21 protein-coding genes, 1 pseudogene and 1 riboswitch are annotated in these 26,496 nt (G+C 34.6%); of the genes and pseudogenes, 20 read left to right on the top strand and 2 right to left on the bottom strand.

Annotated elements, in window-relative coordinates:
- Position 1 precedes the first annotated feature (1 nt).
- The 15 genes from LZ578_RS00440 (at position 2) to LZ578_RS00370 (ending at position 18,547) form a co-directional block, all read left to right on the top strand.
- Entirely contained in the window at positions 2–892 is an 891-nt protein-coding gene (locus LZ578_RS00440) for an alginate lyase family protein (RefSeq protein WP_235145453.1), read from the top strand.
- Between the two features lie 72 nt (positions 893–964).
- On the top strand, positions 965–1,855 hold the full coding sequence (locus LZ578_RS00435; protein WP_235145452.1) for a heparinase II/III family protein: 891 nt from the start codon (positions 965–967) through the stop codon (positions 1,853–1,855).
- A 47-nt stretch (positions 1,856–1,902) separates the two neighbouring features.
- Positions 1,903–2,652: an SDR family NAD(P)-dependent oxidoreductase gene (locus tag LZ578_RS00430; RefSeq protein WP_235145450.1), complete on the top strand. Its 750-nt coding sequence runs from the start codon at positions 1,903–1,905 to the stop codon at positions 2,650–2,652.
- Between the two features lie 33 nt (positions 2,653–2,685).
- Entirely contained in the window at positions 2,686–3,027 is a 342-nt protein-coding gene (locus LZ578_RS00425; protein ID WP_235145451.1) for a cupin domain-containing protein, read from the top strand.
- 1 nt (position 3,028) lies between these two features.
- Complete coding sequence (locus LZ578_RS00420; RefSeq protein WP_235145450.1) at positions 3,029–3,778, top strand: SDR family NAD(P)-dependent oxidoreductase; 750 nt, start codon at positions 3,029–3,031, stop codon at positions 3,776–3,778.
- 185 nt (positions 3,779–3,963) lie between these two features.
- Complete coding sequence (locus tag LZ578_RS00415; RefSeq protein ID WP_235145449.1) at positions 3,964–5,304, top strand: MATE family efflux transporter; 1,341 nt, start codon at positions 3,964–3,966, stop codon at positions 5,302–5,304.
- 151 nt (positions 5,305–5,455) lie between these two features.
- Complete coding sequence (locus tag LZ578_RS00410; RefSeq protein WP_235145448.1) at positions 5,456–6,661, top strand: sugar MFS transporter; 1,206 nt, start codon at positions 5,456–5,458, stop codon at positions 6,659–6,661.
- A 323-nt stretch (positions 6,662–6,984) separates the two neighbouring features.
- Positions 6,985–7,173, top strand: a riboswitch (cobalamin riboswitch).
- A 153-nt stretch (positions 7,174–7,326) separates the two neighbouring features.
- Entirely contained in the window at positions 7,327–10,440 is a 3,114-nt protein-coding gene (locus tag LZ578_RS00405) for a DUF4430 domain-containing protein (RefSeq protein ID WP_235145447.1), read from the top strand.
- A 180-nt stretch (positions 10,441–10,620) separates the two neighbouring features.
- Positions 10,621–11,565: a DUF4430 domain-containing protein gene (locus LZ578_RS00400; RefSeq protein ID WP_235145446.1), complete on the top strand. Its 945-nt coding sequence runs from the start codon at positions 10,621–10,623 to the stop codon at positions 11,563–11,565.
- Positions 11,520–12,482 carry an energy-coupling factor transporter transmembrane component T gene (locus LZ578_RS00395; protein WP_235145445.1) on the top strand — a complete coding sequence of 321 codons (963 nt, stop codon included), beginning with the start codon at positions 11,520–11,522 and terminating at the stop codon, positions 12,480–12,482. Before LZ578_RS00400 ends, LZ578_RS00395 begins: the two co-directional genes overlap by 46 nt.
- On the top strand, positions 12,419–14,074 hold the full coding sequence (locus LZ578_RS00390; RefSeq protein WP_235145444.1) for an ABC transporter ATP-binding protein: 1,656 nt from the start codon (positions 12,419–12,421) through the stop codon (positions 14,072–14,074). The genes LZ578_RS00395 and LZ578_RS00390 overlap by 64 nt, the downstream gene beginning before the upstream one ends.
- Positions 14,050–14,742, top strand: a complete 693-nt coding sequence (locus LZ578_RS00385) for an ECF transporter S component (RefSeq protein WP_235145443.1) — start codon at positions 14,050–14,052, stop codon at positions 14,740–14,742. The genes LZ578_RS00390 and LZ578_RS00385 overlap by 25 nt, the downstream gene beginning before the upstream one ends.
- Before the next feature lie 319 nt (positions 14,743–15,061).
- Positions 15,062–16,870, top strand: coding sequence for a glutamine--fructose-6-phosphate transaminase (isomerizing) (gene glmS, locus LZ578_RS00380; protein ID WP_235145442.1), 1,809 nt, complete (start codon positions 15,062–15,064; stop codon positions 16,868–16,870).
- Positions 16,871–17,003: 133 nt separating this feature from the next.
- A complete protein-coding gene (locus tag LZ578_RS00375; protein ID WP_235145441.1) occupies positions 17,004–18,077 on the top strand; it encodes a type I phosphomannose isomerase catalytic subunit in 1,074 nt (357 codons plus the stop codon).
- Between the two features lie 143 nt (positions 18,078–18,220).
- Positions 18,221–18,547, top strand: a complete 327-nt coding sequence (locus LZ578_RS00370) for a PTS fructose transporter subunit IIB (protein WP_311198582.1) — start codon at positions 18,221–18,223, stop codon at positions 18,545–18,547.
- A 97-nt stretch (positions 18,548–18,644) separates the two neighbouring features.
- Here LZ578_RS00370 and LZ578_RS00365 read toward each other — a convergent pair whose 3' ends face one another.
- Positions 18,645–19,949 (bottom strand): ISL3 family transposase, encoded by a 1,305-nt coding sequence (locus tag LZ578_RS00365; RefSeq protein ID WP_235145440.1) that lies wholly within the window; start codon positions 19,947–19,949, stop codon positions 18,645–18,647.
- Positions 19,950–20,193: 244 nt separating this feature from the next.
- Between LZ578_RS00365 and LZ578_RS00360 the strand changes: the two genes are divergently transcribed.
- Entirely contained in the window at positions 20,194–20,574 is a 381-nt protein-coding gene (locus tag LZ578_RS00360; protein ID WP_235145439.1) for a VOC family protein, read from the top strand.
- 107 nt (positions 20,575–20,681) lie between these two features.
- Positions 20,682–21,680: a LacI family DNA-binding transcriptional regulator gene (locus LZ578_RS00355; RefSeq protein WP_235145438.1), complete on the top strand. Its 999-nt coding sequence runs from the start codon at positions 20,682–20,684 to the stop codon at positions 21,678–21,680.
- An 18-nt stretch (positions 21,681–21,698) separates the two neighbouring features.
- On the opposite strand, the pseudogene LZ578_RS00350 reads toward LZ578_RS00355, so the two are convergent.
- Positions 21,699–22,721: pseudogene (locus LZ578_RS00350) on the bottom strand (LacI family DNA-binding transcriptional regulator).
- A gap of 235 nt (positions 22,722–22,956) precedes the next feature.
- Here LZ578_RS00350 and LZ578_RS00345 point away from each other — a divergent pair.
- From LZ578_RS00345 to LZ578_RS00335, 3 genes are all read left to right on the top strand, one after another.
- Complete coding sequence (locus LZ578_RS00345) at positions 22,957–24,627, top strand: DUF2264 domain-containing protein (protein ID WP_235145437.1); 1,671 nt, start codon at positions 22,957–22,959, stop codon at positions 24,625–24,627.
- A 151-nt stretch (positions 24,628–24,778) separates the two neighbouring features.
- Positions 24,779–25,273, top strand: a complete 495-nt coding sequence (locus LZ578_RS00340; RefSeq protein WP_235145436.1) for a hypothetical protein — start codon at positions 24,779–24,781, stop codon at positions 25,271–25,273.
- On the top strand, positions 25,234–26,484 hold the full coding sequence (locus LZ578_RS00335) for a heparinase II/III family protein (protein ID WP_235145435.1): 1,251 nt from the start codon (positions 25,234–25,236) through the stop codon (positions 26,482–26,484). The genes LZ578_RS00340 and LZ578_RS00335 overlap by 40 nt, the downstream gene beginning before the upstream one ends.
- Positions 26,485–26,496 lie beyond the last annotated feature (12 nt).

Genomic DNA, 26,496 nt, shown 5'->3' with positions numbered 1-26,496 from the left:
GATGAAGTCAATGTTAAATCAATTAGAAAAAGAAGTAGATAGTTTTTATTCAACATTTAAAGATGATCCATCCAAAACGAGTGCTTGGGGTCATCACTATTTTTGTAAGGAAGACGGAAGTGTCCTAACTTATAACCCAGAAAATGAAAATGAACATCAATGTCCCTTGTGTGGTGAAGTTTATTCTTCTCCATTGTTAACAAGAGTGTGGCGTACGATATACAGAAATGAAGCAGCTCTTACAATTCTGAAAGCTGCAGTACTCTATAAATCAACAAATGATAAAAAGTATATGGATACATTAGTTTCTATATCTAGTTTTTACTTTAATTCCTACACAAAATTCAAACTTCATAATAAAGAAGATGAATTTTATGATGATTTATCTGATTTTGCATGGGGTTGCGGCAGAATTATGCCACAATGTTTGAATGAATCTATCTTCTTCATTCGAATCTTTACCGGTTTAGAATTGGTTAAAGAGGAATTACCAGAAGAATTATTGAAGAACATCAAGGAAGAGTTTAGTGAAGAGTTCTTTGCACTAGCTAATCCACAAGTAAACAAAGTTCATAATATATCATGCTGGTTAAATAGTGCGATTGGTGTAATTGGTTTGTTTAGTGAAAACAAGAAAATGATCGAGTTTGCATTTGATGGAACCTATAATATTAATCGACAACTAAGAGAAGGGGTTACTGAAGATGGATTCTGGTATGAAGGGTCCATTCACTATAATTTCTTTACTCTTGAGGGTGTATCTTATCTTGCGTTATTTGCACAACGTTACGAGCATTCATTTGAAGAAATGGATGTCATCAAGAAGATGTTAGTAGCAGCATACAACTATGCTTTTTCTAATCAAGAACTACCCAATCCGAATGATGGTTAGCCAAAACTGAATTTGAAAACCTACTCTTACATTTACGCTATTGGTGCCAAATTATTTGGTGAAAATAGTGAAGTGGGTAAATTATTTATAAAAATAATCTCGGCTACTTACGAGCGTGGAGAACTTCCATTATCGAAACCGTGTTATTTTGAAAATGATCTTTCATTGGAGCAATTACTATTTGTTCCTGAAATAAACAAAGTCGAAACAGTTGAGCCAAATAGACAATCCGTGGATATGGAAAAATCAAACTACGCATTATTGAAAAATGAACGGATTGATGTTTTCTATAAATACGGGCACAATGGTCCGTCACACGCTCACCCAGATAAAATGACCATTGAAGTAATGCTAAATGATCAAACACTAACACGTGATCTATCTAACTCTGGTTATGGATCAGTTGTATGTAATGAATGGCATCGTCGTAGCTCATCTCATAATACTGTAATGGTTGATGGACAAGACCAAACTTCATTTTTACCTGGTCAAAAACTGTCTTTCTCTGATACAAAAGTCAATGCAAAAGCAGAAGATGTATATGAAGGTGTAGATTTTGAACGTGAAATCTCTCTAAATGATCAAGGATTTAATGATTTATTCATGGTTAGTTCTAATAAGGAACATGTTTATGATAACTTCTTCCATGTAGAATCGACTCTACTTACAGATTTGAATGATCTGTTTACAGTTGTGAAAAATGCTGATTTAGGATACCAAGAAAATGGCTATAGTTATTTTAAAAATATTCAAGAATTAGTTCCGAAGAATGCTGAAGAAATGGTTACACTGACTTGGCAATTAGGAGAACAACAAGTAATAAGTACAATCAATCTTAAAGATAGTCAATTATTTATTGCAGATTCACCGAGCAATCCAATTTCAGAGTGGCGAACAAGTATAATCGTTAGACAAAAAAGTCAAAATGCCCGATTTGAAATGTCATGGATGATTCAACAATAGTGATGATGCAATTAATAAAAATATAATAGAAATAGGAGAATGTATACATGACAAAGTTAGCAATGATTACAGGTGGAACAACAGGAATAGGCTTAGCAACAGCTAAATCTCTAGGAGCACTAGGATATTCTATTATTCTTAATGGAATTGACAAAGAACAAGGAGCAGCAGCGGAAAAAGAGCTGAAAGATCTTGGCGTAACAGTAGATCTATACTATTTCAACGTGATGGAAGAAGAAGCTGTACTAGCAGGTTTTGAAGAAATCAAAGCGAAATATGATCACCTAGATGTATTAGTAAACTGTGCTGGCGGACTTGGCGGACGTTCCCGTTTCGAAGAAATGGAAACAAAATTCTACCGTGACGTACTAGCTTTAAACTTGGACAGTGTGTTCTTCGTAACACGTTCTGCTATTCCAATGCTTAAAAAGGGTGAAGATGCTTCTATTATTAACTTTGCATCTAACGCAGGATGGAATGCAGGTGGACCAGGAGCAGGAATGTACGGAACTTCTAAAGGAGCAGTTGTGACATTGACACGTGCAATGGCAAAAGACTTAGCGGAATATGGAATCCGTGTAAATGGAGTTTCACCAGGAACGATTGATACTGATTTCCACAAACAAATTAAAGAAACAAATATTGATGTATTCAACTCATGGAAGAACAATATTCTTCTGAAGAGATTGGGTCAACCTGAAGAGGTTGCAAGTGTAATAGACTTCCTAGTTGGACCAAAAGCTTCATTCCTAACAGGAGAAATTATTCAAGTTAATGGTGGACAAGACCTTATTTAAAGTTAACTAAAAATAAGAGGAGGCGATAGAAATATGGTTCAACATTATTATATGTCAGAAGATATGGTTACAGATGATTTAGGCGATGGTGTTACTAGACGTATCTTAGCATATGAAGATAATTTAATGGTTGTAGAAGTAATGTTTGAAGAAGGTTCCTTTGGTGCTATGCACAGCCATCCACATGAGCAGATTACGTACATTATTGAAGGTGAGTTCGAATTTGATATCGGTGGAGAAAAGAAAGTTTTGAAAGCAGGCGATTCAACTTATAAAGAGCCAGAAATTATTCATGGTGCTGTTTGCTTGAAAAAAGGAAAATTATTAGATATTTTCACACCACATAGAGAAGACTTCGTAGGAGGAGATAAATAAAATGACAAAGTTAGCGATGATTACAGGTGGAACAACAGGAATAGGTTTAGCAACAGCTAAATCTCTAGGTGCGCTAGGATATTCTATTATTCTTAATGGAATTGACAAAGAACAAGGAGCAGCAGCGGAAAAAGAGCTGAAAGATCTTGGCGTAACAGTAGATCTATACTATTTCAACGTGATGGAAGAAGAAGCTGTACTAGCAGGTTTTGAAGAAATCAAAGCGAAATATGATCACCTAGATGTATTAGTAAACTGTGCTGGCGGACTTGGCGGACGTTCCCGTTTCGAAGAAATGGAAACAAAATTCTACCGTGACGTACTAGCTTTAAACTTGGACAGTGTGTTCTTCGTAACACGTTCTGCTATTCCAATGCTTAAAAAGGGTGAAGATGCTTCTATTATTAACTTTGCATCTAACGCAGGATGGAATGCAGGTGGACCAGGAGCAGGAATGTACGGAACTTCTAAAGGAGCAGTTGTGACATTGACACGTGCAATGGCAAAAGACTTAGCGGAATATGGAATCCGTGTAAATGGAGTTTCACCAGGAACGATTGATACTGATTTCCACAAACAAATTAAAGAAACAAATATTGATGTATTCAACTCATGGAAGAACAATATTCTTCTGAAGAGATTGGGTCAACCTGAAGAGGTTGCAAGTGTAATTGATTTCCTAGTTGGACCAAAAGCTTCATTCCTAACAGGAGAAATTATTCAAGTTAATGGTGGACAAGACCTTATTTAAACCAACTAAAATGTTATATAGATTCGTATAGAAAGAATCACTGGTCATACATTACGTATCTAATATACGTATGATAAAATTAAATAGTTAAACATATATAGAAGACCTAGAACTATCTTTTTGATAGGAAAAGGTCTTCTAATAATGTTTAAAAAACAATTGAATTAAAGATTGAAGGAGAAAATATGAATGAAAAAGAAATATTAGAAGGGAATATAAATAAAACGATTATTAAAATTGCGAGTCCAGTAGCAGTAAATAATTTGTTTTTTGGTTTATATGGATTAGTAGATATCCTTTTTGTCTCACAAATTGGTGCTTTAGAACTTGCGACAATCGTTTTTATTCAACCAATTGAGAGTCTATTTGTAGCGATTGGTGATGGTTTAGCAATTGGAAGTACAAGTATGATTGGGAAAGAAATTGGTGCAGGTAGAAGTGGAAAACATATTATGCACCAATTGTTAATTTTAGCTTTTTTAATTGGAAGTATTTCAGCGTTGCTAGTTTTCTTGTTTACTCGTCCAATCCTTCTGCTATTTTCAATTGACCCAAGTTTACTTGAAATGGCGACAACCTATTTTCGAATTCTATCTTTTAATATTCTACTGTTATTTATGAATCGAGCTTACTATGGAATCAAACGTGCCCAAGGCGAAACAATGGGAATTACAGTAGTAAATACAACATCTATTATAGTAAAGTTAGTATTTCTTGTTGTAACTATTTTTGTTTTTGATTTAAAATTTGCAGGAGTCTTATTATCCACATTTATGGGTAATGCTGTTATAACCGGATTTGCACTTTATGATTTATTTATTAACAAAAGAATAGTTAGCAAAAAAGATCCTATTTTAATTAGATGGGATGAGATCAAGCAAATTCTTACGATCGGATTTCCTATTATGATTGAAAAATCTACGATGTCTTTTGGACAAATCATCGTAAACAAATATGCTTTAGCCTATGGCGTAGGCGTATTAACTGCATTTGGAATTACTAATCGTATTAACTCCGTTATCTTTTCTTTCTTAACAGGTTTTGGAACAGGTGTATCTATATTAGTAGCTCAAAATTTAGGGGCTAAAAATTATGAGCGTGTAAAGAAATTTGTTAATCAGAGTTTCATAATATCTTGTACACTTGCTTTTAGTACCATATCCATCCTCATTATATTTAGAACTCCTGTAGCAGCGTTATTTACAAATCAGGATTCTGAAGTTTTGAGACATACTGTCAACGCGATTACCGTCTATTCAGTCTCAGCAATTCCATGGGCAGCCATGCAAATTGTTATCGGGTATTTCCAAGGAACCGGACAAACAAAGTTTAACTTGATGATTAGTTTTTCGAGACTGTATGTATTTAGAATACCAATTATTTTTATTCTTACACAAATTTCTAGTTTAGGTGAATATAGTGTATGGTTAGGGATGTTGATTAGTAATACGTTAGTAGCTATTTTTGGATATTTCTTTCTACGAAAAAAACAAATGGAACTATTAAATCAAGAATATAAATTATGATGCATTTCTATTTATGAAGTAAACGTGGATCAAAATTGATATAATTGAATATTGACATAGATAAGGCTCCTGAAAAAGAGGATTGCCATTCATTCATCAAAGATATTGGTGAAAATTACATATAATGATCATTGTATTTTAGGAGGCTATTATGTTTCAAAATTCATTTTATGGGCGTTTAGACAAGAAGGCACAATATATAATTGGCGTTAGCTTTTTTATGTTTTTTGTTAATGGATTATATGGAATGCTTTTTGGTTCGCTCTTACCGATACTTAGTGATAAGTATCAATTAGATGACACTGTTAGTGGTTTACTTGTTTCAGGACAACAAATTGGGAACTTAGTAGCAGGTTTTCTAAGTGGGATTGTTCCCTTATACTTAGGTCTGAAAAAATCAGTGGTTGTGTTAGGAAGTTTTGTAATCATTGGTTTTATTATTTTAATTAGTGGAGTAGGTCATGCATTTTTCTTGTTTCTCGCTTTTTTCTTCGTTGGGATCAGTCGAGGAAGTGTTTCAAACTTCACAAATAAAACAGTAAATGACGTTTCTAATAGTAGCCCGCAAGCTCTAAACCTTATGCATGCTATCTTTGCAATTGGAGCATTGATTTCACCATTTTTATTGACTTTAACAATGGCAAATGTGGGTGGTGAAGGTTGGAAATTAATATTAATTATGATTATTGTTTTTATTATTCTTTCACAAATCTTCTTTTCAAAAGCAGATATTGATGTACAAGTACTACCGAAAGAAAAACGGAAAATTTCATTTGAATTTTTAAAAGATAGTCTATTTTGGGTTATTATTGCTATTTTGTTTTTCTATATGTGTAGTGAAGCTGCAATAACAGGTTGGTTAGTGAAGTTTTTTGTAGATACGAATGTTTTGGTTCTAGAAAAAGCTCAGCTACTTTCCAGTTTTCTATGGCTAGGTATTTTAATTGGTCGAGTATACTGCTCTATAGTGAGTGGGAAAATGTCTAGAAAAAGATTGTTGATTGGTATCAGCTTAGGTATGTTTGTTTCCTTTGTAGCTCTGATTTATAGTCAAACTACTCTAACAGTTATTCTCTCTTCATTGGCTCTTGGAGCAACGATGGGAGGGATTTATCCAACTGCTGTAACTTTAGCTGGAGTGTCCATCAAACAATACCCGATGGCTATGGGATGGATTTTAGTCACAGGAGGAATTGGAGCAACTGTTGCACCTACCTTTGTAGGAGTTTTATCTGATCACTTTGATTTGTTTTTCGGAATGCAAAGTATTATTATCATGATTGGATTGATGATTGTAAGTATAGCGACATATATAGTGATTGAACGAAAAAGAGTTATTTCTGAGGTTAAAATTTAATAGATAATAAGAAAGTGAGAAATGTTCTAAAGAACTTCTTACTTTCTTTTTTTGTGTGAATAGATATTTTTGTGTCAAACAAGATAGAACGGGCGGCGTTATAAAAACCAGTTAATTGTAACGGGTGTTAGTAAAACCCATCTATAGATACAGTTATAGACTTTGAAAAAGTACTTTAGCGTTGTAAATACAGGTAGAACGTATAAAACGGATTGGTTTTTTTGTAATAAAAATATAGCATCTATGATAATTAAAAATTGAAAAATTAGTTTTTCTTCATTTAGTTGTAAAACAAGTTTTTGTCCCATATAATGAAAGTAGAAATTAAATACTGAATAATAGGTTAACATCATTAAGTGATGTCAATAAAAGGAAAGTTCGGTTCAAATCCGACGCGGTACCGCCACTGTAAGTGCGAGTTTTCTATTATTATGCCACTGTCATCAAGATGGGAAGGCAATAGAAAGCAAAAACCACAAGCCAGGATATCTGCCTATTTTCTACCATTCCAACTACGAGTATAGGGAGGTGTGTATGCAAATGAATTATTTCGTTTGCATGTTCATAAAACGCTTACATGCATCTCGTTAAAAGAGGTGTATTTTTTTGATTTAAGTTTTGGTTATTATATTGAAAAGAATAAATAAAGTAATAGGAGTGTACAAATGAACAAAAAGTTAAGAAAAATCAGTATTTTAATACTTTCTTTTTTATTTACATTAGGCAGTGTTATTGGGTTCATTCCCCAAGAAACGTTAGCAGCCACGTTAGATCATGCTGTAACTGTTCAAGCAACAGATAGTGAAGGGAATAAAGTTCTTCCTTTAACAGCTGTAAAAGTTGAAGAAGGGGCTACTGCTTATGATGCATTAATTTCAGCGGCTGAAAAGCAGGGAGTTGAAGTGGCTACTACTGAATTTGATGGTGGTTTAGGTCAATTCGTTGAAGCAATTGGAAATGTTGAAGGGGACGGTATAAACAATTATTGGTCTTTCCTTACACAAGGGGAGTATTCTCAAGTAGGTGTTTCCAATTACAAAATCAGTCATGGAGATAACTTAAACTTTGTATTGATATCTATGAATCCTGAAGAAAATGATCCAGATATTTCAGTTACCGTTTCAGCAAAAGATTTAAATGGTAATTTGGTAATGCCAGAAACTAATGTTTCATTAGATGCAAGAAGTTCTGCTTATGACGCCCTTTATCAAGCAGCATCTAGTAATTCATTAAAATTAAATGTAGCGGTAGATGAAACGTACTTCACTTACATCAATAATATTGGAAATCAAACACTAGGTGAGTTTGATTATTGGAATTTATCAGTAAATAATAAAGTATCTGAAAATGGAGTAATTACCACTTTATTGAACGATGGAGATCATATTCAATTGGAAATTCAAAATTTTTCAGACTCAGAAAATCCAGAAGAACCAGAAAATCCAGAAGAACCAGAAAATCCTGGAGAGTCAACAGATCCCGAGGAACCACAAAGTCCTGGAGAGCCAACGGATCCGGTAGATCCAGTAGATCCAACAAGTCCAGAAACTCCCAATCAAGTAGATATTGCAGCTCAGATTCAAGGAGTTTTAAACTATATTGATTCAAATGACACCACTTTTGAGTACTTTAGTGAGTGGTGGATCTGGAGTTTAGCTCATGTTACTGATTTTGAGATTCCAACAAGCTACCTGGATTCTATTGAAACAGTACTAAAAGAAAAAGATGGAAAATTAAATGGTCTAGAGCTTCAAAAAGTAATCATTTCATTATCTTTACAAGGAATAGATGCTACTGACGTAGCTGGATATAATTTAGTTGATAATATGTTAGAGCAAGAAAGTACGTTAATCAATAATTATATCTATACGTTAATCGCGCTAGATAGCAATGATTATGAAGTCACAGAAGGAACACGAGAAGCTTTAATTGATGGGATATTGAGTAAAGAATTAGAAGGTGGAGCTTGGTCATTTTTCGGAAATACACCAAGTATGGATATTACTGGAATGGCCCTATCAGCGTTAGCGCCATACCAAGACCGCGCGGATGTAAAAACAGCCATAGATCGTGCCGTAACAGTTATGTCAACGATGCAACAAGAAAATGGTGGTTTCTTTGACTCATGGAATGGGGGAGATTCAAGTGAATCCATTTCCCAAGCAATCATTGGCTTGACTTCTGTAGGAATTGATCCAACAAGTGAAGCATTCACAAAGCCAGGTGGAAACTTGCTGGAACACTTATTAGAATTTAAACAAGAAGACGAAGGATATGCTCATGTTATTAAAGATGGAAAATCAAATGGCATGGCTACGCAACAAGCATTACAAGCACTTGTAGCTTATGAAAAATTTGTAGGAGGAACAGGGTCAATTTATCAGAATCCAAATCCTACCGAAGTTCCAACGGACCCAGTAGCCCCAAGTCAAGTAGATATTGCAGCTCAAATTCAAGGAGTTCTAAATTATATTGATTCTAACGATATCACGTTTGAGTACTTTAGTGAGTGGTGGATTTGGAGTCTTGCACATGTTACTGATTTCGAGATTCCAACAAGTTACCTGGATTCTATTGAAACAGTACTGAAAGAAAATGACGGAAAGCTGAATAGCTTAAACCTTCAAAAAGTTATCATCTCTTTGTCTTTACAAGGGAAAGATGCGACTAACTTTGCTGGATACAATTTAATTGAAAATATGTTAGAACAAGAAAGCACACTTATCAATAATTACATCTATACGTTAATTGCCTTGGATAGTAATGACTATGAAGTCACAGAAGGAACACGCGAAACTTTAATTGATGGAATATTGAAAAATCAATTAGCAGATGGAGGCTGGTCATTTTTCGGAAATACTCCTAGCATGGACATCACTGGAATGGCTTTATCGGCGTTAGCACCTTACCAAGACCGCGCGGATGTAAAAACGGCAATAGATCGTGCTGTAACGGTTATGTCAACCATGCAACAAGAGAATGGTGGCTTCTTTGATACATGGAATGGGGGAGATTCAAGTGAGTCTATTTCCCAAGCTATTGTTGGACTAGCTTCTGTAGGAATTGACCCAACAAGTGAAGCATTTACAAAACCAGGTGGAAACTTGCTGGAACACTTATTAGAATTTAAACAAGAAGACGAAGGATATGCTCATGTTATTAAAGATGGAAAATCAAATGGCATGGCTACGCAACAAGCATTACTAGCCTTTGTAGCTTATGAAAAATTTGTGGGAGGAACAGGATCAATTTATCAGAATCCAAATCCTACCGAAGTTCCAACGGACCCAGTAGACCCAGTAGACCCAGTAGACCCAGTAGATCCAGTAGATCCAACAGACCCAGTGGACCCAGTAGATCCAGTAGATCCAACGGACCCAGTGGACCCAACAGATCCAGTAGATCCAACGGACCCAGTGGACCCAACGGATCCAGTAGATCCAACAGACCCAGTGGACCCAACAGATCCAGTAGATCCAACGGACCCAGTGGACCCAACAGATCCAGTAGATCCAACAGACCCATTGGACCCAACAGATCCAGTAGATCCAACAGATCCAGTAGATCCAACAGACCCATTGGACCCAACAGATCCAGTAGATCCAACAGACCCAGTAGATCCAAGCAATACTAATGAAAAAAATAATGCGAATCATTCTGAAGAAAAATTACCAGATACAGGATTAGAAGAAAGTAACGTGGCAATATTAGGATTACTAACCATTACAATGGGATCCATAATTATCTATGTAAATAGAAAGAAACATACTAAAATTTAAAAACTCTATATAAATAAAAAGTATTCCTTTTGATATCTCCTTCCCTTACGCATTAAGTGGTGAACGTTCCTTTCCCACTTGATGCGTATAGGTGTTTGTTGATTCAATCTGGGATTAAATTTTATTCAAAATTAAAATAATGACTAGATTCAAAATAATATTAGAAAAAGGAGAAAAGTAATGAAATCAAAACGAAATCTCTCCATATTTATAGCATTGATTTTCGTTCTCTTACTGGCCGTCGGTATTAAAGCAGTAAATTCGGATTCAAGTAATAATAAAAAAGAAATAGCTTTTTCTGAAAGTAGCTCTTTTTCATTATCATCCAACAATGAAGAACCAAATACTTCTAAAGATGATAAAAAGAAAACAAGTTCAAAGACCGCTAGGAAAGAGTCTGATAAAAAATCATCAGAAGAAAGTAGTAAAAGTAGCCTAGAAAAAGAGAGTAATTCTTCAAATATTATTAAAGATAACAAGTCTATAAGTAAAGAATCAGAAAAAACAGAAAAAAATGATACCACTATTAAAAAGATAGAAAAACCAAATGAAGAATCTATAAAATCAGATTTGGATTATTCATCATCTAACTCTCCACAAAGTCAAAAGAAAGAGCAAAAAGAAAGTAAACCTTCTGAGAAACCAGTCCAACCCACTCCTCCTAAAGTAGAGGAAGAAGTTGAAGAAATGACTCCGCCTGTTGAAACACCAGTAGCTCCTGTAGAAACCACAGAAGCTCCTGTTGAAAAGCCAGAAGAGGTGCCTGAAGTAGTAATTCCTGTAGAAACGGTTACGGTTTCTGTTACGAGTGATCCTTCCGTTAAAGGGACGATTCTAAATAATACGGCAGTGGAGTACAGCGAGGGAGATACAGCTCTAGATGTTACTCTTCGAATCTTTAAACAGAATGGTATTCAATATGAAATAACTGGTTCTGGTAGTTCTGCATATATGCGTGGAATTGCTAATTTGTACGAATTTGATGAGGGTGAGTTAAGTGGATGGCACATACGTGTAAACGGAAAGATGATTGATCGAAGCGCGGGTGCTTACGCTGTGGAACCTGGAGATTCTGTTAATTGGAATTATACGAAAAATTATTTAGAGGATTCTGGAGATTGGTAAGAGGAATCCGCTCTACCCACCCATTTGTTTTGTTGATTTATTTTGTAGGAACAGTAACAGGAATCATGTTATATCAGCATCCCATCTTTTTAATGATATCTTTTCTTTTAATCATACTATTCAATATGATGCTAGATAAGGGAAGAGAATTAAAAAAATGGACTACACTCATGATCACTATGGGATTGTTTACATTTGTACTAACACCTTTATTTAATCAACGAGGAAACCATATTTTATTTTACTTATTTAATAAACAAATTATGCTAGAAGCAATCATTCAAGGAGCAATGATTGCTCTAACGCTAGTAGGGATTTTGGCTTTGTTTGTAACATTTAATATATTATTTACAACAGATAAATTTCTATTCGTCTTTTCAAAATTTAGTCAACAATGGACACTGCTGATTATGTTAGCCATGCGTTTTGTTCCACTTTTAAGAAGGAAGATTAATGACATGCAAGATATGCAATCTGTAAAAGGATTATCGATAAAAGAAGGAAACATCCGCCAGCGAGCTAAAAATGGAATGCAATTACTACAAATGTTATTGAGCGGATCTTTAGAGGATTCGATTCAAGCAGCCGACTCAATGACAGCTAGAGGATATGGTACAGGGAGAAGGAGTCACTACCACGCATTTCAAATGCAACGCCGAGACTATCTAGCTTTACTGTTTCTTTTAACTAGTGGTGTTATGCTATTCTACGGATGGAGAACTCAAATAGGTGTTCTCGAATTGCTCCCTCAATTAGAACCGTTCTGGCAAGGTGGATTTCAAAATATATTAATGGTGATTTGGGTTCTCTTTATTGGGTTTCCCATAGTAATGGAAGGAAGGGAAGTTATTAAGTGGAAATTATATCAACTAGAGGAATCTGCTTCTCTTACCCAGAAGAAAAGCAACGTGCACTAAATGACCTCACTTTTTCTGTTGAAAAAGGAGAGTTTATTGTTCTTTGTGGCTCATCCGGGAGTGGGAAGTCCACTCTATTACGTTTGTTGAAAATGGATATAGCTCCTCATGGTGAAACAGAAGGAGAAATGATCTATAAATCTCAGCCAATGAGTAATCATACACCATTGATTCGAGCAAAAGAAATTGGAATGGTATTTCAAAATCCGGACAATCAAATTGTGATGGATACAGTAATGGATGAATTATTATTTGGATTAGAAAATATGGGATTTACAACAGGAGAAATGCGAAAAAAAGTTGCCGAAATGGTTCACTTTTTTGATTTAGGTGATTTACTAACAAAAAAAACGGATGAATTATCAGGAGGACAAAAGCAATTAATTAACTTGGCTTCAGTGTTACTACTGGATCCTGATATTCTTTTGTTGGATGAACCAACAGGTCAACTCGATCCAATAGCGGCTAAAGAATTCATTTCAACGCTAGCTCGTTTAAATGACGAATTTGGGATTACCGTTATCATAGCTGAACATCGCTTGGAGGAGCTCTTTTCCGTAGCCGATAAAGTAATGGTTTTAGACCAAGGGAATTTGGTTCATTTTGGAGAAACAAAAAAAATTGTAGGAAAACTTGCGAATGATACCCTTTTAAAAAGTTATCTCCCTAATGCCGCTCGACTATATTTAACGTATAGTAATCATATCAATGAAGAAGAAATACCGTTAAGTGTAAAAGAAGCGAAGCAATGGTTAGAACAAAAAACGATTCTAGAAAGTGATTTTCAAACTGAGAATATCGAAAAAGAAAAGAATAATATCTTGGAGTTAAAGGAAATAGATTATCAATATGATCCTTATTCTCCATTGGTTCTGAATAATTTATCGGTTTCTTTTCGTGCAGGTGAAATTCATGCCATTCTCGGAGCAAATGGAACCGGGAAGTCTACTTTATTAAAGGTTATGAATGGTATTTTAAAATCTCAACACGGTAGTATGAAAGTAGATGGAAAGAAACAAAAGAAAATGGATCCTCGAGTAATGGGCTACTTACCACAAAATCCGGAATTATTTTTTTTACAAGATAGCCTATGGAAAGAATACATGATGATTACGAAAGCATTTGAGGTACCTCATGCGGAAGAACATATTACTCAATTACTACAAAAATTTAATCTAGAGCCTTTTAAACATCGTCACCCTTATGATTTGAGTGGAGGTCAATTACAAAAAGCAGCTTTGATTGGAACATTGCTTTTGAACCCTCGCATTTTGTTAATTGATGAGCCAACAAAGGGACTAGATCCTGATTCTAAAGTTCAGCTGGAACAGTTATTACGTAAGTTAGCTGAAGTAGAAGGTATGACGATTATTATGGTTACACATGATGTTGAGTTTGCTTCTGTTACTGCCAATCGATGCAGTATGATTTTTCAAGGACAGATTACAATTACAGAAAATACTCGTGACTTCTTTCAAGGCAATATGTATTATACAACAGTGATGAATCGGATTACTCGTAAGCTACCTATTCCACAAGTGATTACAATCAAGGAGGCACAAAAAAAATGGCTCGTTCAAAACAAATCTTGATTGGTATAACGACTGTTATCTTTGTTGGATTACTTGCATTCCCTATGTGGATTCAACAGCATTATCTAGCTTTTAGTTTATTATTAATGGCTGCTTCATTTGTTCCGTTTATGATTCGTTTTTCACATCAGAAACTAACCAGTCGGGAATTAGTTATGCTAGCGATTTTAGGAGCGATTGCTTCGGTTAGTCGTGTGCCATTTGCTTCGTTACCTAGTGTCCAGCCGTCTACTTTTGTTGTGATTGTTTCTGGAATAGTATTAGGACCGCAGAGTGGTTTTGTCATCGGTACGTTAACAGCCATTGTATCTAATTTATTCCTGGGACAAGGTCCTTGGACACCTTGGCAAATGTTTGCCTGGGGAATGATTGGGCTCTTAGCCGGCTTGTTCCGAAATAAATGGATCATGAAAAATATAGTAGGTAGGTGTATCTACGGATTTATAATGGGATTTTTCTTTGGTTGGTTGATGAATTTGTGGGTCATTCTTGGGCTGGGTTTAACATTTAGTTGGGAAGTAATTGCTCTTTATTACACATCTAGCTTTTTCTTTGATCTTGCCCATGCGCTATCAAACGTCTTTTTCATCTTGCTATTTAGTAATTCATGGATTAAAATTTTGAATCGATTTAAATTAAAGTATGGATTATTTTCTACTATTCATTAAAAGTTGTCTAAATGGCAGCTTTTTTATTTAAAAAACTTTTGACTAAATGACGTCAATTAGTATATAATTACATTGCTTCTGGAAAATAAGAAAGAGGAGGATCGGGTAATTTATCAGGATAGCGCCAGGCTTAAAAAGAGATTTCAGTTTTTTTAAGTGACGAGGATTGAGTGAATCGAATGATTCGGCGGATCACTCAAGGTTTGTGTAATCTACAGAGTAAGGTAAAAAAAGATGGAACCATGTGAACTGTTTCATTTTAACAAAAACTTACTCCCACACCTAGAAGCAATCAAAAATAGAAGTGAGGATTTTTATTATGTGTGGAATAGTGGGATATATCGGTGAAGATGCGGTACAAGAAGTATTAATGTATGGTCTAGAAAAATTAGAGTATCGTGGTTATGATTCAGCAGGGATTTTTATTTTTGATCAAAAAAATCAAGGTCATTTATTTAAAGAAAAAGGAAATATTGCTCATCTACGAAAACACATTGATTTTAATATTCCTGCAAACGTAGGGATTGGGCACACACGCTGGGCTACACATGGTGTTCCAAGCGTTATGAACGCTCATCCACATCAGTCCGCAGATGGCCGTTTTACTCTTGTTCATAATGGAGTAATTGAAAATTATCTTGAAATTAAAGATACATACCTAGGTAATATAGAAGGAAAAGGAAATACGGATAGTGAGATAGTGGTTCAATTAATCGCACGACTTGCAGACAAACAAAATCTTTCTGGAAAAGAAGCTTTTCGTGAAGCATTAAAAATAGTAAAAGGTTCTTACGCATTTGCATTGTTAGACGCAAACACTCCTAATGTCTTATACGCAGCAAAAAATAAAAGCCCACTATTAATCGGTTTGGGTGAAGATTTCAATGTAGTTGTCAGTGATGCCATGGCTTCTCTGCAACAAACCAATCAGTATGTAGAGATTGAAGATGGGGAAATGATTACTTTAACTAAAGATTCTGTAGTAATAGAGACTATTGATGGAGAAAAAGTAATTCGAGACTCTTATCAAGCTGAATTAGATGCATCTGATTTTGAAAAAGGTACACATTCTTCTTATATGATTAAAGAAATAGAAGAACAGGCAGCTGTCATTAGAAAGATTGTTCAACACTACCAAGATGCAGAAGGAAAGCTTTCTATTCCAACTAAACTAAGAAAAAATTTGATGGATGCAGATCGGATTCATATCGTAGCTTGTGGAACGAGTTATAACGCTGGTTGGGTGGGTAAACCACTTTTAGAAAACATTGCAGAGATTCCAGTAGAAGTACATCTTTCTAGTGAGTTTTCTTATGCCCCACCATTAATTTCTGGAAAGCCATTCTTTATTTTTCTAACCCAATCTGGAGAAACAGCAGACAGTCGTCAAGTTCTAAAAATGATAAGAAAATGGGATTACCCAACGTTAACAATTACAAATGTTGCTGGTTCAACTTTATCAAGAGAAGCGAATGATACCTTATTACTTCATGCAGGACCAGAAATTGCAGTAGCCTCGACCAAGGCCTATACTGCACAAATAACTGTTTTAGCGGTAGTAGCAGATGTTCTTGCTAGAGAAAAAGGCTTAGAAAAGAAAATCAACATGATTCCAGAATTAGGGATTGCAGCTAATGCTATTGAAACAATTATTAATGAAAAAAATCGGATATCAGAACTAGCTAATTTATATTTAGAAGATACAAGAAATGCATTCTACATAGGTAGAGGATTGGATTATTTCGTTTCTATGGAATCAGCTTTAAAATTAAAAGAGATTTCTTATATTCAAACAGAAGGATTTGCAGCTGGTGAATTAAAGCATGGTACAATTGCTTTAGTAGAAGAAGGAACACCCGTTTTAGCGTTTATTACGCAAGAGTCTAGTGCGAATCATACGAGAGGAAATATAGAAGAAGTACGTTCTCGTGGAGCAAAAACGTGTGTGATCGCTATGGAAGGGTTGGCACTGAAAACGGATCAATTTATTTTACCAAAAACCCATCCAATCTTAGCTCCATTAGTTGCTGTTATACCAGGGCAGTTATTAGCTTACTATGCTACGTTACAACGCGGTTATGATGTAGATAAACCAAGAAATTTAGCTAAATCAGTAACAGTTGAATAAACTGATAGAATTTAAAATAGTTCTATACAATATATATAGTATAATAGAATGATAGACAATAATAATTTTTTATCGATCATGGATTATACATAAAATATAGAAATTGTATTTAGAATAAGAAAGGAGTGCTAAAATGAAAATTTTAAAATTTAAAGATAATCGAGTTCGGCGAAATTATACTGGCGGAAAGGGAATAGACGAATTAAAGAATCGAACTCCCGCAAAGGATTCCGAGCAGCCCGAAGAGTGGATTGCCTCAACCGTGGAAGCTAATAACAAAGGATTATTAGAAGTGGAAAAAGAAGGGATTTCTCACGTCGTCCATCATCAATCCTTTATTGAAATGATTGAACGGGACCCAATTTCCTATTTGGGCTCCAAACATTACGAACAATATGGTTTAAATTTAGGGTTTTTAATTAAACTTTTGGATTCGTCTATGCGATTGCATACGCAGGCTCATCCTACTCGCGAATTTGCAAAGGACTTTATGAATTCAGACTGGGGAAAATTTGAAGCCTATTACATCTTAAAAATAAGAGATAGTGAAAAAGGGTACATTCGTTTAGGTTTTCAACAGGCTCCTACAAAAGAAGAATGGAAGGAAATTATTCAGAGTCAAGATTTAGAAAAAATGGATCAATGTTTTGAAGAAATACCTATTCAACAAGGTGATATCGTATATATTCCTGGTGGTGTTCCTCATGCAATTGGTGAAAATGTCTTGATGGTTGAAATTATGGAGCCTTCCGATTTAGTTGTGCGTTGCGAGTTTGAAAGAGAAGGTATTGTCGTTCCGGAAGGCGCGAGATTTATGGGGAAAGATTTAGATTTTTGTTTGGATATTTTTGATTATGAAGAGTATTCTGTAGAAGATGTTCAACAAAAATTTTTCTTAGAAAAAGAAAAGCTTTTAGAAGAATCCAATTTTACAGTTGATCGATTAGTTCCAGCAAGTATAGCTCGTTCTTTTGAAGTCTTTTCTGTAAAAATAAAAAATAAAAAAACAATTCAATTAGATGAAAAATTTTATGCAGGACTTTGTGTTGAAGGAGCTATAAAAATAGTAAGTGATCAAGAAGAACTAGAGATTCAACAAGGAGAGTCATTTTTTATTTCCTCAATGACATCAACGATTGAAGTTGAATCATTAAATAACTCTTATTCAGAACTTTGTGTGGTTTCTAATGTTTTAACTAAGGAATAAGAAAAAGTAAAAAATACACTTTTGAGGATCGCTACAGGCGATACCTTTACGAGTGTATTTTTTATTTTTTGTTTAAAAGATAAAATTGTTTATATTAAAAAAAGGTTATAATTAGATTAGAAACAACAGAAAGGGTGTTCACAATGACAGAGAAGAAAAAGAAAATTGTAGCCCTAACCGCTTGTCCAGTTGGAATTGCTCATACGTATATGGCAGCAGAAAATTTACAAAAGGCAGCAGATGCAATGGGAGTCGATATGAAAGTCGAAACCCATGGGTCAATTGGAGTAGAAAATGAATTAACAGCTCAAGAGATTGAAGAAGCCGATGGAATTATTATTGCTTCTGATACTGGCTTAGATAAAACAAGATTTGAAGGAAAAAAACTTGTGAACGTTGGAGTTCAAGAAGGAATTCGAAATCCTGAACAATTAATTGAAAAAATTATTTCTGGTAATGCAAATGTATAGGCTCTTTGTCAAGAAGTGTTGATATTGAATTTTTGAGCTTTTATGAAGAGTACCTTTCACAATGTTTTATAGCAGTAGCTGGGGAACTATTTGGTTCCTAAGCTGCTGTTTTTATGTCCAGTAATTTATATTCAATGAAAATGCGATTACGGAAATTATAGAAATTTCGATATCCATAGGCAGTTCGTTTAATGACTTTGATTTTATTGTTGATCCCTTCGACTAATCCATTGGAATACTGATAGGTTAAGGCATTTACAATAGCTGTTTCTGATTTACGGAAGGTCTTTAATGCTTGTTCCATTTTAGCTGTTAGATGATTCTTTTTTTCATGTATATAGGCAGTGAAGAGTTCGGGTTTTCGATAATTTGTCATAAAAAGAATCGTTTGATATACATCATAATTTTGTTTAAGACCTTCATCCAGTGATAAAAGATACTGAACGATGCCTCGCTCTGTTTTAGAATCCTTGAATAGCGTTTGGTAGGAGTATTCCGTCGCAGATAAATCTTCTTCCCTTTTTAGAAGAAGTTTCCAATACCTTTTCAGTTTGGTGTAATCGCGTTTATCCTTCAGATCACTAGACTTTTTTAAGGTATTCATGAAAGAAATCCGTGCTATATTGAACGCACGGTTTACTTGTGTGACAATATGGAATCGGTCAATGATGAGATCGGCGTTTGGGAAAATCGCTTGAAAAAGAGATTGATAAGGACCATAGAGGTCCACCACAACTGTCTTTACTTTAGCACGTTGTTCTTTAGGAAAGCGCATGAAATAATCGATAATCGATTTGTTTCTACGGTCTTCTAGAATATCGAATATTTTTTTCTGATCGGAATCACAAATGATTAAACTCATGGCCCCGGCCGCATTTTTGACACTCTTGAATTCATCAATGGCCAGATTGTCAGGCAGAAATTGATAGGTTTGGCGAAACGTATCATAAAAGGATTCAAAGACACGTTTGACTGTGTGGTTAGAAACCCGATGTATTTGTGCAATGTCCTTTTCGGACATGTTTCGCGTCCCATTCACCGCGATAGAGCGTTTAACATCTTCTGAGATATGACAACGTTTCTTGACGACACTTGTTTCTGCAATAAAGGTTTTCCCACACTCTCGACACAAGAAACGTTGTTTCTTCAAATTTAAATAAGTCGGGTAGCCAGCGGTATCTAAAAGCAGTGGACGTGTTGTTTTCAAGCCATTTTTAACAATCGACTTCTGATTTACACACCCACATCGGACACATGCTTTTGGTGTGTAAGTAAGCGTTGCTGAGAGAACGTGACAGTGAAGGCCGTTGGCCACTTCTTCTTTCAAGCAATTTTCTTTCTGGATAATAATATGTTCATCTTTAATTCCTAGTAATGTTCGTATAGAATGAGTATGAGACAAATGAATTTCCTCCTTTAGATAAAGACTCGATACCTTCATTCTAACGGAAAAATTCATTTGTCTCTTTGTGTTTTTTCACAAGTACAAAATAATCTATCAACACTTAATATTCTAGAGCCAATAAATATACCAACAAAAAGTTTCTGGTTTTTAAGAGCTTTTTGTTGGTATTTTATTTTGTCTTTTAGACATCCATTAGAACATTCTAGTATACTAAAAAGAAAAGAAAAAAGGTGGGCACATTATGCTTTTTAGTAAAATTCATCATGTAGCTATTATTGCTAGTGATTATGAAAAGTCCAAACATTTTTACACTGAAATATTAGAATTACCCATTATTCGAGAAATTTATCGAGTAGAACGTGATTCATATAAGTTGGATCTAAAAATTGGAGACAGTGAGATTGAACTATTCTCATTTCCGAATCCACCGAAAAGAAAAACGGGCCCGGAAGCGGTTGGATTAAGACACCTATGTTTAACTACAGAAAATGTTGAGGTAACTGTAGAAAAGTTGGAAAAGAGAGGAATTGTATGTGAGCCAATTCGCATAGATGAATCTACAAATACTCCATATACCTTCTTTAAAGATCCAGATGGATTGCCAATTGAACTAAAAGAATAACTTATTATTCTCACGTTGACGATACCGAAAGAAAAAAGTATACTTGAAATAATAAGTAAACATTAGGTAAATGTTTATCTACTGTTTAAATGGGAGAGAAGCAGAAAATGGCAACTTTAAAAGATATCGCAAAACGAGCAAATGTTTCTACAGCTACTGTTTCTCGTGTTTTAAATGAAGATGAAACTCTTTCAGTAGGTGATGATACACGTAAAAGAATCTTAGATGCTGCAGAAGAATTAGATTACAAAAAATATAAAACAAAAAAATTTTCTAAGAAAATACTACTTCTTCAATGGTATACACCGGAGGAAGAATTAGACGATTTATACTATCAAGCAATTCGATTAGGTGCAGAGCAACGAATTACTGAGCAAAATTTAGAAGTTGAACGATTATTTCATAAGTTACCTATAAAAATAGATGAAGATATTGATGGGATTTGTGCTATTGGAAAGTTTAATAAAAAACAAGTGCAACAGTTAAAAAAATTTAAAAAACCTCTCTGTTTTATTGACTCTGATCAGATGAGTGCAGGAGCAGATTCAGTTGTTATTGATTTTGAATATGCCGTTCGTTCTGTTGTAGATGAAATAATTTCTTTAGGTCATGAAAAGATTGGCTTTCTTGGTGGAGAAGAGTACACTCAGGATCAGCCTCATCCATTGAAAGATCCACGAAAGGAAATTTTTCGTCGTGAATTAGAAAAACTTCATCTGTATAATGAAAAATATTTTTATGAAGGGCCTTTTTCTACTGATTCAGGTCAAAAATTGATGAGTCAAGCTTTAATCGATCATCCAGAAGACTTACCAACTATTTTCTTTGCAGCAAACGACTCCATTGGAATAGGTGCGATGCGGGAATTGCAAAACAAACAAATTCCGGTACCGGAAAGAGTTAGTATAATTGGCTTTAATGATAGTAACGTTGCCCGTTATGTTTATCCTGCTCTTTCTACAATCCATGTTGACACCAAGGTCCTCGGTGCATCTGGGATTGATTTATTGATAGAACGAATAGAGTCTAAACGGGAAATAGTAAAAAAAATAACACTATCTACTATTTATATGGAACGTGATTCTACTAAAAAAAATAAAAGATAAATGCTATAGGAAAGTTCCCTAGCATTTATCTTTTATTTTTTTTACAGTATCTCTTACAATTAATTTTGTGCTTAAAATAACTCTTCGAGCAATAGGATAATTTTCAATTCGTTCAATAAGCATTTTTACACCAACTTCACCCATTTCTTCCGTAAAAATTTTTACGGTTGTAAGAGGCGGAGAAATAAATTCTGCTACAGACAAATCATTAATACTTATTAAACTAATATCATCTGGAACTTTTAACCCTTTTTCTTTTAAGACTCTCAAACAACCTAGAGCCATTGCATCATTCACAACAAAAAAAGCACTAGGAAGATCATCTTTTAATTCCGTGAGAGCCCGTTCCATTAATTCATATCCAACTTGAACATTTGAATCAGATGTATTTTTAAAAAGAAATAGGATTCATTATATAGATCATAAAAATTTAAATAATCAAGATAAGCATTAATTGCTGGAGATTTAAATTTTCTAAATCCATACAGATTGGCTTCATCTTCTGCCCCAATAAAGCCAATTTTTTTATGACCTTTTTTTATTAAAAATTCTAAAGCTTTTTCTGAAGCTTGAGTGAAATCTCCATTTACGGTATCAAAGTTTTCTAAAGGATAGTTTGTTCCCACAAAGACAACATTTTTATGCTGATTTGATATTTTTTTGACAGTCACTTGATCAAATTTTCCGATAGCTAATATTCCATCAATGTCTACCGGGAAATTCTCATCCATATCTGATACTTTTATAAGAGCATAGCCTAATTCAAGTGCTTTTTTTCTGCTCCAATCCGAATGGACATATAATAAGTATCTCCAATTTCTTCTTTACTGCCCAACCAATGAACAATTGCTATTCTTTTTTCTTCTCAATTCTTTTAGAGCGTTTCGTTTTATATTTCGTATAGTTCAGTTTTTCAGCTATTTCAAATACCTTTTTCTTGGTTTCATCTGTTACAGATAGAGTAGGGTCATAATTTAATACTCGTGATACTGTAGCAATAGATAATCCTGCTTCTTTAGCAATATCAGTTATTGTAGGCACATGCTGTCTCCTTTCTCTTTTTATTATTATTATAACAGATAAATAGATGATTAATGTAAAAAAGTAGTAAAAATAATTTTTTTTACTAAAAAGCTTGTAAATAAAATCTGTTAGTTATACAATAAGTATGAATGTAAGCAATTTATAGTCTTTTTAAAAACAAGGAAGGCTACGTTGAAGGGATTCTCAATTAAGTAGTAAAAACTATTTTTTTAACTAAAAAAGGGGCAATCTTATGTTCTCACAACAAAATTTAAAAATAAATAAGTTTCAAACAAAAGAAGAATATGAAAAGGCATTTTTAAATATAATAAATCCTCTACTTCCATTTTATGAAAGAAGTAAACCTGGCCGCCTAAAGTTAGGGAATACAGGAACGGTTTATTCAGAAGATATCCAAGAAATAGAAGGATTTCTAAGGCCATTATGGGGATTTGCTCCATTTCTTACTAATTGCAACCACCCCACATTAGAAGCATATTATTTAGAAGGCATAAAAGAAGGTACGAATCCGGAAAGTCCTTATTATTGGGGAGAGGCTGGGGATTACGATCAGAGACTGGTAGAAATGGCTTCCTTAGCGAATACACTCATTCTTGCGAAAGATAAGACTTGGGATTTATTGAATCAGAAAGAACAGGATTATCTTTGCAATTGGCTCATGCAAATCAATAACCATACTATTCCGATGAGTAATTGGTTGTTTTTCCGTGTATTAGTTAACATTTCCATGAAAGTTTGTGGTCGTGAATGGGATCAGACCCAAGTAAAAAAGGATTTAGACTTTATTGATACCTGTTATCTTGGCAATGGATGGTACTATGATGAAAATCCTGGCCAAGTTGATTATTATATTTCATTTGCGATCCATTACTATAGTCTTTTGTATTGCAAGTACATGAAAGAAGAAGATCCAAAACGAGTAAAAGTTTTTAAAGAACGAGCGATTCAATTTGCTAGCACTTTTAAATATTGGTTTGATGAAAAGGGGGAGGCATTGCCTTTTGGCCGTAGTCTTTCTTATCGTTTTTCTCAGTCAGCTTTCTGGTCTGCTTTGGTCTTTGCAGATGTGGAAGCAATTCCTTGGGGTGAAATGAAAGGGATATTGAGTAGAAATATGCAGCAGTGGATGCAAAAAGACATATTTTCTACGGAGGGACTTTTAACAATCGGTTATCATTACCCTAATCTTATCATGGCTGAAGGATACAATGGACCTGGTTCTCCTTACTGGGCTACAAAAACCTTTCTACTGCTAGCTGTTCCTGCAGAACATCCTTTTTGGAAAGCAGAATCCTTACCAATTCATTATTCTGAAAAACAAAAAGCCATTCCAGAAGCTCGAATGTTAATTTCTCAAAGTGGGAATCAATTACAAGCTTACGTCGCTGGACAATTAGAAAAAAAACAAGCTCATGTAGACGGTAAGTATAGTAAATTTGTTTATTCGACCACATTTGGAGTAAGTTTTTCTAAAGGATCCATTTATTATAAACAAGGCGGTTTTGATAATTGCTTAGCTCTTTCAGAAGAAGAAACCTACTATCGAAGTAAACTCGTAAGTGAAGATTATGAAATTAATGATGAATATGTGATAAGCGTCTGGCATCCATGGAAAAATGTCCGTATCCGTACAACGATTATTCCTTTTTTAGATTGGCATGTGCGAATCCATGAAATTCACAACGAACGTTCTATTCATGCAGTAGAAGGAGGATTCTCTGTTCCTGTTGAGGATCGCGATAGTGTAGAAATGATTCCAAATGGGATTATTTATAACTCTCCTGTAGGTTCATCAGCCATCCTTGCTCTAGAAGGGTTCGCTAATCCAAAAATTCAGACTACAGAACCCAATACGAATATTTATTTTAATCGAAGTGTATTTCCTAGTGTGGAAAAAAATTAGAACCAGGATATCATCGCTTGATTAGTTTAGTGGGAGGAATTGAAGCTCTGAAGAAAATAGAGATTCCCACTGTTTTGATAGAAGGCAACAGAATACGAATGTTTTATCAAGAACAAGAAAAGAATATTGTGTTGACTGAGCGAGGAAAAATATGAGAACAATGGTGAATGAAACATTCTATGATGAGATTGTAAGAGATACTTCTAAAATAATGGAAGAAAGACAAGTAGCTACTATTGATTTGAAGGGATATCAAAATTATCTTCTTCAAGGGAATCGTTTAACTTTGGAAAAGCAATATTTTGAAAGACGTCGTCAATTATCCACCTTAGCTCTTTCCATAAGTATATCTGCAAATCAACCGGAAGTTATCGAATTTCTGGAAGAAGTAATCTGGGAAGTATGTAATGAATACACGTGGGCGCTCCCTGCCCATTTAAAATTGAATCCGGTCGAACAGACATTTGATAGCAGCAGTCCAAGAATGATTGATTTATTTGCAGCTGAAACGGCTCAAACGCTATCTGAAATTATGGAGTTACATGAAGTACTACTTTCGAATCAGATAAAAAAAGAATCAGAGACGAAATTGAAAATCGAATTCTTTTGCCTTTTGAAGAGAAAGAATGGGAATGGGAGCGGTTAGAAAATAACTGGAGCGCAGTGATTGCTGGTTGTATCGGAATGACTGCATTATCTTTACTTCCTTATAATAGCGACAGACAAAATCAAATTATTAAACGATTGGAAACATCTTTTGATAGGTATCTCAGTAGCTTTGGAGAAGATGGAGCTTGTGTAGAAGGCGTTGCATATTGGTCTTATGGATTTGGCTACTATTGTTATTTTGCACAGAAGTACCAAGAAAAATTTAAGGATGATAAATATTTAGCAAATACTAAATTAAAAGCCATTGCATCTTTTCCTTACTACACTCATATCGGCAAGGAAAGATTTATACCTTTTTCTGATTCTCATGATAGTGAAATTCCTAGTGGTCTGTTAACATTTTGCCGTTATACATATAAGGTTCGGACTCCTTCCGTTTCTAAGATAAATTCACTTCATTTTGATCATTGCTATCGTTGGGCGCCTCTCTATCGAAATTTGATATGGACAGAAGTGTATGAAGAAGAAGAGGCTAGTTTTTGTCACTATTTCAAAAACTCAGAGTGGCTCATTGTAAAAAATGTGAAAGAAAATTTTGTGTTTGCAACCAAAGGGGGACGGAATGATGAGTCTCATAACCACAATGATTCTGGTCATTTCCTAATTGGAAATTTGGACGAATTATTTTTGACTGATTTTGGAGCAGGTGAATATACGAAAGATTATTTTGATGATAATCATCGTTATCACTTCTTACATAATCGTTCTTTAGGACATTCTGTTCCGATTGTAAATGGGCAAGAACAGCAATTTGGTGAATTTGGTGCCATACATGCAAAATACCAAGAATTAGAAAATAAAATACTGTTTTCTGTAGATTTACAAGAAGTGTACACGCAAACAGCAGATATACTGTCTTATAAACGAACTTGGAAATATAATCCAGAACAGCGAGAGATTGAATTAGAAGATCAACTTAAGTTTGCAACAGAGAGAGAGAACGCTGTAATTCAAAACTTTGTCAGTGGATGTAAACCCATCATTCTAAATAATTCCGTTCATTGGATAGGAAAAAATGATGAATTAATTTTGCATTTTCAAGCGAACGAGGAAGAAGCTTTCGTTTTAAGTGAACAAATCAAAACACATGGAGGGGAGGAGGTCCTTGTATACCGAACAGAGTTAAGATCGAAAAAAGAAGGAGGAACATATCATCGTAAATATGTATTTAGATTGGAAAAACTTTAAAGGTGGAAATGA

It is taken from the genome of Jeotgalibaca sp. MA1X17-3 (assembly GCF_021513155.1).
In the GTDB taxonomy this organism is placed as follows: Bacteria; Bacillota; Bacilli; order Lactobacillales; family Aerococcaceae; genus Jeotgalibaca.
This window is presented reverse-complemented; position numbering and strand designations above follow the sequence as displayed.